The organism is Vibrio sp. 10N.222.48.A3 (genome assembly GCF_041475345.1).
Classification (GTDB): Bacteria; Pseudomonadota; Gammaproteobacteria; order Enterobacterales; family Vibrionaceae; genus Vibrio; species Vibrio tasmaniensis_A.
Window position 1 is genome coordinate 1 of sequence record NZ_JBFRVX010000019.1, and the last position, 7,883, is coordinate 7,883.

The following is a 7,883-nucleotide window of genomic DNA, read 5'->3' on the forward strand; positions in this document are numbered from 1 at the left end:
GTTCTCTGTGTGTCGCTCCATGCGTAACGACAACGTTTCTAGACCTTGCATTAGCATGAAGGCATTCATAGGCGACAGTGCAGCGCCTGTATTACGTAGTGGAACCGTTCGAGCACGACCAATAAACGCGGCTTCACCAAAAGCCTCGGTGTACACCACACCGTGGTAAGAAGGTTCTGGCTGATTAAATACTGGGAAGCGATCTTTGTGCTCTGCCCATGGGAATTTGCCTGAGTCGACAATCACGCCACCCAATGTTGTTCCGTGACCACCAACGTATTTGGTGAGTGAGTGCACCACAATATCAGCACCAAAATCGATAGGTTTACACAACACAGGTGTCGCCACCGTGTTATCGACAATCACAGGTACACCTTGTGCGTGAGCAAGCTCAGCAACTCGTTCTAAGTCGATAATATTACCAGCGGGGTTACCGATACTTTCGCAGTAAACCGCTTTGGTTTTTTCATCAATCAGTGCCGCTAAGCTTTCAGGTTTGTCGTCTTTGGCAAAGCGAACTTCTATCCCTTGGTTTGGCAGCATGTGAGCAAATAGAGTGTAAGTACCGCCGTAAAGCTGAGGCGTTGAAACGATGTTGTCACCGATTTGTGCCAACGTTTGAATGGCGTAGTTGATCGCCGCGCTGCCCGCACTCACCACTAAGCCTGCAATACCACCCTCTAAGGCTGCCATGCGTTTTTCCAACACATCATTGGTTGGGTTCATTATGCGAGTGTAGATATTACCGGGTACCGCAAGATTAAACAGGTCTGCACCGTGTTGTGCGTCATCGAATTCGTAAGCAACGGTTTGGTAAATAGGGGTCGCAACTGATTTGGTTGTTGGATCAGTTTCGTAGCCGAAGTGAATCGAGAGCGTTTCGTCTTTCATGAGTCTTCCCTGAACTATTGAATGATTTGTGTACTCTCATATTGCCGATTTTTTTATAAAAGAAAAGTATATTTAGTCACAGAGAGGGAATTGGAATTGCGTGTGGGACAATTCGTTATTTGTAGGAAATACAGCGGTGAGTTGTACAGCTTCAGAAAAGCAAAAAGCCAGAGCAGTGTGAACTGTTCTGGCTTTTCTAATTTGGTGGCCCCTCCCAGATTTGAACTGGGGACCGAACGATTATGAGTCGTGCGCTCTAACCACTGAGCTAAGGGGCCGTAGGGCATAGATTATAGGGGAAGCATTCATTGGTGTCTAGACACTATGAGGGGCAATTCCGCTTACATCTTAGCCACTTAAATCATATAGGCACAAAAAAGGTGAGCCAACGCTCACCTTTTTTATTTTATGCTTAAAAGCTAACCACACTAAAGTGTGTAATTACTCGTCTAGGAAGCTACGCAGAGTTTCTGAGCGGCTTGGGTGACGAAGTTTACGCAGTGCTTTTGCTTCGATCTGACGGATACGTTCACGAGTAACGTCGAACTGCTTACCCACTTCTTCTAGAGTGTGGTCAGTGTTCATGTCGATACCGAAACGCATACGCAGTACTTTCGCTTCACGAGGCGTTAGGCCTGCAAGAACGTCTTTAGTTGCGCCGCGCAGGCTTGTTGCCGTTGCAGAGTCTAAAGGCAGTTCTAGCGTTGTATCCTCGATGAAATCACCTAGGTGCGAATCTTCGTCGTCACCGATTGGTGTCTCCATTGAGATAGGCTCTTTAGCGATTTTCAGTACTTTACGGATCTTGTCTTCAGGCATTTGCATGCGCTCAGCCAACTCTTCCGGAAGTGGTTCACGACCCATCTCTTGTAGCATTTGACGAGAGATACGGTTTAGTTTGTTGATCGTTTCGATCATGTGAACCGGAATACGGATAGTACGAGCTTGGTCGGCAATCGAACGAGTGATTGCTTGACGGATCCACCACGTAGCGTAAGTAGAGAACTTGTAACCACGACGGTATTCAAACTTATCTACTGCTTTCATCAGACCTATGTTACCTTCTTGGATTAGATCCAGGAATTGTAGACCACGGTTTGTGTACTTCTTAGCAATCGAGATTACTAGACGTAAGTTCGCTTCAACCATCTCTTTCTTAGCACGACGAGCTTTCGCTTCACCGATAGACATACGACGGCTGATATCTTTAATGCTTTGAACAGTAAGAGACGTTTCACGTTCGATTATATCCAGCTTTTGGATAGAACGACGGATGTCGTGTTCGTTACGTTTGATCTTTTCAGCGTATGGTTTGTCTGAAGCAAGAACTTCGTCCAACCATGCTTCGCTAGATTCATTACCAGTAAATAGAGCAATGAAAGATTTCTTCGGCATTTTGCCGTACTCAACCGTTTGACGCATGATTAGGCGTTCTTGAGTACGTACGCGATCCATTGAAGTACGCAGTTCGTTTACTAGGTAATCGAACTGTTTTGGCGTTAGACGGAACTCTTTGAATACGTCTTGCATCATTGTCGTTGCAAGTGTGGCTTTCGGACTTTCATGGCCGTATTCATTGATTGCGAGTTGACGGTTTTGGTAGCTAGTGCGAAGTGCTGTGAACTTCTCAAGAGCAAGCTCAGGATCAATACCTGTATCTTCCTCTTCTTCTTCCTCGTCGTCTTCTGCTTCTTCTTTGTCTTCGTCTTCTAGATCAGTTTTAGCAAGTTCTGAACCGATGTGAGTCGCCGTTGGCGCAGCTGTGCCATCGTCGTCTGGGTCAACAAAGCCATTGATTAGATCTGTTAAACGAATCTCTTCAGCGAGTACGCGGTCAAACTGTTCCAAGATGTATGGAATAGTGCCTGGGTACTCAGCTACAGATAATTGAACAGTATTGATACCATCTTCAATACGCTTCGCAATGTCGATTTCGCCTTCACGAGTCAGTAGTTCAACTGTACCCATTTCACGCATGTACATACGAACTGGGTCAGTTGTACGGCCAATCTCGCTTTCTACGCTTGACAGCGCAGCAGCAGCAGCTTCAGCTGCATCTTCATCTATATTGGCATCGTCATCATTAAGTGCTAGATCATCAGCGTCAGGTGCAGTTTCTACTACCTTGATACCCATGTCATTGATCATTTGAATGATGTCTTCTACCTGTTCAGAATCCACGATTTCTGCAGGTAGGTGGTCGTTTACTTCGGCGTAGGTCAGATAGCCTTGTTCCTTGCCTTTAATAACAAGTAATTTTAGCTGTGACTGCGGATTTTGATCCATAGATGATATCCAACTTCAGGTCTGGTGAAGGACGTTGCATTCTCAAATGCAAACCAATTATGTTAACAAATTTATTAAATGCTGACTAATCAAACAGGGTTACGCTTTTAGATCTAGCATTAAAGCTAGTAGCTCCCTTTTTTCTTCGGCTGATAAACCGACACTTCTTGCTTTGGCCTGCAGGTTTTCAATTTGTTTTTCAACGCACTGGGCAAGGATATTGTCCAATGAGTCTAAAAATATGTCTTCTTGATTGTCTTCGTCGAGGGGGATTTCCCAGCTCGCGAGACGAGACAGAAGCGCCTCATGTTTATTGTGTCGCCAATGCTCTAATAATTGGCCTGTGTTGATATGGGGATGCGCGTGGCATTTATCAAGTACTTCGACGAATAAACTTAGTCCAGGCAACTGTAAGCCTTTGACACTTGATAAATCCGGTACCATATCAGCATAGCTCGGATTTTGGATAAGCAAAGCGATAACTTCTCGCATTGGAGTGCGTTTCAGTTCTTTATGCGGTTGAGGTGTCGGGTTCTTAGTATGAACACGAGCTCGTCTCAGTTGGTTATCAAAACCAGTACGCTCATCCAATAATTTCTCGAGCAGTTCTTGGAAATAACTGTCAGGGATTTTGTTAATCAAGGCGCTTGCGTGTGCTCGCAGTGCCGACTTCCCTTCCGTTGTTCCCAAGTTCAACTTGTGTATCTCAATAAGATTATCGAACAAGTAAGTAGAAAGCGGTGTCGCATTGTGGACGAGCTGTTCGAAAGCAGCCTGACCGTGTTCTCTAATATAGCTGTCTGGGTCTTCACCGTCTGGCAAGAACAGAAACTTGAGCGTGTTACCTGTTTTCAGGTATTCAAGCGCATTTTCGAGTGCGCGCCACGCCGCTTCTTTACCTGCTCGGTCACCGTCGTAACAACAAACCACTGTGCTGGTTTGGCGGAACAACATTTGAACGTGGTCACCGGTTGTCGAGGTGCCCAGTGATGCCACTGAGTAATCAACACCATATTGCGCTAATGCCACGACATCCATGTAACCTTCAACCACAAGTATTTGCGGCGGTTCACGGTAGGCTTGCAGCACTTCATAAAGGCCGTAAAGCTCTTTGCCTTTATGGAAGATAGGCGTTTCTGGTGAGTTCAGGTATTTCGGTGTGCCGTCTTCTAAGACACGACCACCAAACCCGATCACTCGGCCTCGACGGTCACGAATCGGGAACATCACGCGTCCACGGAATCGATCGTATCGGTTGCCTTTATCGTTTTCTATCAACATGCCGCCAGTAACGAGCATGTCTTGGGCTTCTTTTTGTTGGCCAAAGTTCTTACGAACCAAGTCCCATTCATCAGCGACGTAGCCAATGCCAAACTTCTGTACGATTTCACCAGAAAGACCGCGATTTTTTAGGTAATCAATCGCAGGTTTGTTAGCTGAAATTTTCAGCTGAGAGCGGTAAAAATTACTGATGCCGCCCATCAAATCGTAGAGGTTACGTTTTTGTTCGCTGTTGGCTCTTGGCGCCGTAGATATTTCACCGCTGCGCTGTTCTCTAGGAACATCAAGTCCTAAAAATGAGGCCAGCTCTTCAATCGCTTCAACAAAATCGAGACGTTCGAACTCCATAATGAAGTCGATAGCATTGCCGTGTACGCCACAACCAAAGCAGTGATAAAACTGTTTTTCTTGGCTTACGCTGAAAGAAGGGGTCTTTTCGTTGTGAAATGGGCAACAAGCACCATAGTTTTTGCCTTTTTTCTTAAGTTTCACGCGTGCGTCCACAATATCGACAATGTCGAGACGCGCTAGGAGATCATCGATGAAACTACGCGGGATGTGTCCTGCCATAAAACCTTAGAAAAATGCACTAACTGAGAGTGTGGATAATAATAGTTTGAATAGGTTACAGATACAAACAAGCCGTGCGTTCCGAAGGATTGCACGGCTTGTTGCAATTTGATTTGGGATTAAGCGAGTTTAGAACGAACTAAACCACTAACTTTACCCATATCTGCACGCCCTTGAATTTGTGGTTTCAAGATAGCCATTACTTTACCCATGTCTTGCATGCCCGCAGGTTGAGCTTCTGCAATTGCGCTATCAAGTAGTGCAATAACTTCTTCTTCAGTTAGCGGTTGAGGCATAAAGCCTTCAAGTACCGTAATTTCTGCTTTTTCCACGTCAGCAAGATCTTGCCGATTTGCCGATTCATATTGAGCAACAGAATCGCGACGTTGCTTAACCATTTTAACTAATATAGCAATAATGTCGTCGTCGTTCAGAGTGATCCGTTCGTCAACTTCACGTTGCTTAATTGCTGAAAGAGCTAAGCGGATAGTGCCAAGGCGCGGTTTGTCCTTGGCTTTCATCGCTAATTTTTGCTCTTCTTTGAGTTGTTCAATAAGAGCCATAACTCAGTCCTTATGGATTAAGTTATTAGTACAGACGAACGCGACGTGCGTTTTCGCGAGCTAGCTTTTTAGCGTGACGCTTTTGAGCTGCTGCTTTAGCGCGTTTGCGAACTGTAGTTGGCTTTTCGTAATGCTCACGACGACGCACTTCAGAAAGGATACCTGCTTTTTCACAAGAGCGCTTGAAACGACGTAGTGCAACGTCGAACGGTTCGTTTTCACGTACTTTAACTATTGGCATATGCCTTTCACCTCAGGGGTTATTCATTATCGCTGGTTATTCAGTACCAAATCAGAGAAGTTACCCATCGAGCTAACTCTCTATTCGCGTTTGGTCATTAACCAGCTTGATCAAAAATGGTGCGGAATTTTAATCCGATCACAGTGGCTTTGTAAAGCACTTTGTCGATTATAGTCTGTACAATATTTGTTTGAAGAGCTTAGGCAGGGTAATATTGCGCTAATTTCCCATTTTAGACGAAAGCGTGCCGAGAAAATTATGCGCATTATTGGTATTGAAACCTCTTGTGATGAAACAGGAATCGCAATTTATGATGATGAGCAAGGGCTGCTTTCTCATCAGTTATACAGCCAAGTAAAGCTGCACGCCGATTACGGTGGTGTGGTACCTGAGCTAGCGTCGCGTGACCACGTAAAAAAAACCATTCCACTGATTAAAGCGGCATTGGCAGAAGCGAACCTAACGTCGAAAGATATTGATGGCGTGGCTTACACGGCTGGCCCTGGTTTGGTTGGTGCATTGCTTGTGGGCGCAACGATTGGTCGCAGTATTGCCTATGCGTGGGGCGTGCCTGCTGTGCCAGTGCACCATATGGAAGGTCACCTTCTTGCGCCAATGCTAGAAGATAATCCTCCACCATTCCCATTTGTTGCTCTGCTGGTGTCTGGCGGTCATACCATGATGGTAGAAGTGAAAGGCATTGGTGAATACCGAATTCTTGGTGAATCGATTGATGATGCGGCGGGTGAAGCGTTTGATAAAACCGCGAAGCTAATGGGCTTAGATTACCCAGGTGGTCCACTGCTATCTCGACTCGCAGAAAAAGGCACGCCAGGTCGTTTTAAGTTCCCACGTCCAATGACCGATCGTCCGGGTCTAGATATGAGCTTTTCGGGCTTGAAAACGTTCGCGGCAAATACCATTCGTGCTAATGACAATGATGACCAAACTCGTGCTGACATCGCTTATGCGTTCCAAGAAGCGGTTTGTGCGACCTTGGTAATCAAGTGTAAGCGTGCGTTGGTAGAGACGGGTATGAAACGTATCGTGATTGCTGGCGGTGTGAGTGCCAACAAACAACTACGAGTTGAGCTTGAAGCATTAGCCAAGAAAATCGGTGGGGAGGTGTACTACCCACGCACTGAGTTCTGTACAGATAACGGTGCGATGATCGCTTATGCGGGCATGCAGCGCCTGAAGAATGGTGAAACGGCTGATTTATCTGTCCATGCCACACCGCGTTGGCCAATTGACCAGCTAGAGCCGATTGTTTAATCATAACCAATCGCCAAATAAACCATAGTATTTCGATAAACGGTCGCTGAGTGCGGCCGTTTTTATATCCTAGCTTACCGACTGTATGTCGATAAATAATTGCTGATAGAGATTAGGGAAGAAAATGAACAAGTTCACAGTAGACAATCAATCGATGGCGTACCTAGATGAAGGTCAAGGCCCTGTTGTTGTATTAGGCCACAGCTACCTTTGGGACAGTGCAATGTGGCAGCCACAGATCGAGGCTCTAAAAGCTCAGTATCGCTGTATTGTTCCAGAGCTTTGGTCTCATGGTGAATCACAAGCCGCGCCGAGCTCGATGCGCAACTTAAAAGATTACGCTCAACACATTTTGGATCTACTTGATCATTTAGAAATCGAAGAATTTTCCGTAGTAGGTTTATCGGTTGGCGGTATGTGGGGAACCGAGTTAGCGGAACTTGCACCTGCACGTATTAAATCTTTAGTTCTAATGGATACCTTTGTTGGTTTAGAACCAGAAGTTGCTCATGCTAAATACTTCAGCATGTTAGACACCATTACTCAAACCAAGATGGTTCCTCAACCGATTGTTGAAGCGGTTGTTCCATTGTTCTTTGCAAATGATGCTCAAACAAACACGCCAACTTTAGTGGAAGGCTTTACTCAGAAATTATCGGCTCTTAAGGGTGAGAACGCTGAAGAAGTGGCTCGAATCGGTCGAATGGTCTTTGGACGTCGCGATATGATTGAAGCAGTAGAGAGCTTTGCACTGCCAGTTTTGATCGCTGTAGGGC

General features: G+C 45.6%; 7 protein-coding genes and 1 tRNA gene. 2 read left to right on the forward strand and 6 right to left on the reverse strand.

Annotation, left to right across the window (positions count from 1 at the left end):
* The 6 genes from AB4653_RS00740 to rpsU form a co-directional block, all read right to left on the reverse strand.
* Positions 1 to 891 (reverse strand): O-acetylhomoserine aminocarboxypropyltransferase/cysteine synthase family protein (locus AB4653_RS00740; RefSeq protein ID WP_372103094.1); only part of this gene is annotated, 891 nt, incomplete at its 3' end.
* 202 nt (positions 892 to 1,093) lie between these two features.
* Positions 1,094 to 1,169 (reverse strand) — tRNA-Ile (locus AB4653_RS00745).
* 163 nt (positions 1,170 to 1,332) lie between these two features.
* Positions 1,333 to 3,177 (reverse strand): RNA polymerase sigma factor RpoD, encoded by a 1,845-nt coding sequence (gene rpoD / locus AB4653_RS00750; RefSeq protein ID WP_009847799.1) that lies wholly within the window; start codon positions 3,175 to 3,177, stop codon positions 1,333 to 1,335.
* A gap of 99 nt (positions 3,178 to 3,276) precedes the next feature.
* Positions 3,277 to 5,028, reverse strand: coding sequence for a DNA primase (gene dnaG, locus AB4653_RS00755; protein WP_012603181.1), 1,752 nt, complete (start codon positions 5,026 to 5,028; stop codon positions 3,277 to 3,279).
* A gap of 119 nt (positions 5,029 to 5,147) precedes the next feature.
* The gene (locus AB4653_RS00760; RefSeq protein ID WP_009847797.1) at positions 5,148 to 5,591 is read right to left on the reverse strand and encodes a GatB/YqeY domain-containing protein; all 444 of its coding nucleotides are present in this window, start codon (positions 5,589 to 5,591) and stop codon (positions 5,148 to 5,150) included.
* A gap of 25 nt (positions 5,592 to 5,616) precedes the next feature.
* Entirely contained in the window at positions 5,617 to 5,832 is a 216-nt protein-coding gene (gene rpsU / locus AB4653_RS00765; RefSeq protein ID WP_004396009.1) for a 30S ribosomal protein S21, read from the reverse strand.
* Between the two features lie 258 nt (positions 5,833 to 6,090).
* Here rpsU and tsaD point away from each other — a divergent pair, with 258 nt between their 5' ends.
* The gene (tsaD, locus tag AB4653_RS00770; protein WP_009847795.1) at positions 6,091 to 7,107 is read left to right on the forward strand and encodes a tRNA (adenosine(37)-N6)-threonylcarbamoyltransferase complex transferase subunit TsaD; all 1,017 of its coding nucleotides are present in this window, start codon (positions 6,091 to 6,093) and stop codon (positions 7,105 to 7,107) included.
* 124 nt (positions 7,108 to 7,231) lie between these two features.
* On the forward strand, positions 7,232 to 7,883 hold a 652-nt coding region (locus AB4653_RS00775), incomplete at its 3' end, for an alpha/beta fold hydrolase (RefSeq protein WP_372103097.1).

Bases quoted from the DNA above. Each gene is read 5' to 3' on its own strand.
- rpoD (WP_009847799.1), bottom strand. From the start codon at position 3,177: ATGGATCAAAATCCGCAGTCACAGCTAAAATTACTTGTTATTAAAGGC.
- dnaG (WP_012603181.1), bottom strand. From the start codon at position 5,028: ATGGCAGGACACATCCCGCGTAGTTTCATCGATGATCTCCTAGCGCGT.
- AB4653_RS00760 (WP_009847797.1), bottom strand. From the start codon at position 5,591: ATGGCTCTTATTGAACAACTCAAAGAAGAGCAAAAATTAGCGATGAAA.
- rpsU (WP_004396009.1), bottom strand. From the start codon at position 5,832: ATGCCAATAGTTAAAGTACGTGAAAACGAACCGTTCGACGTTGCACTA.
- tsaD (WP_009847795.1), top strand. From the start codon at position 6,091: ATGCGCATTATTGGTATTGAAACCTCTTGTGATGAAACAGGAATCGCA.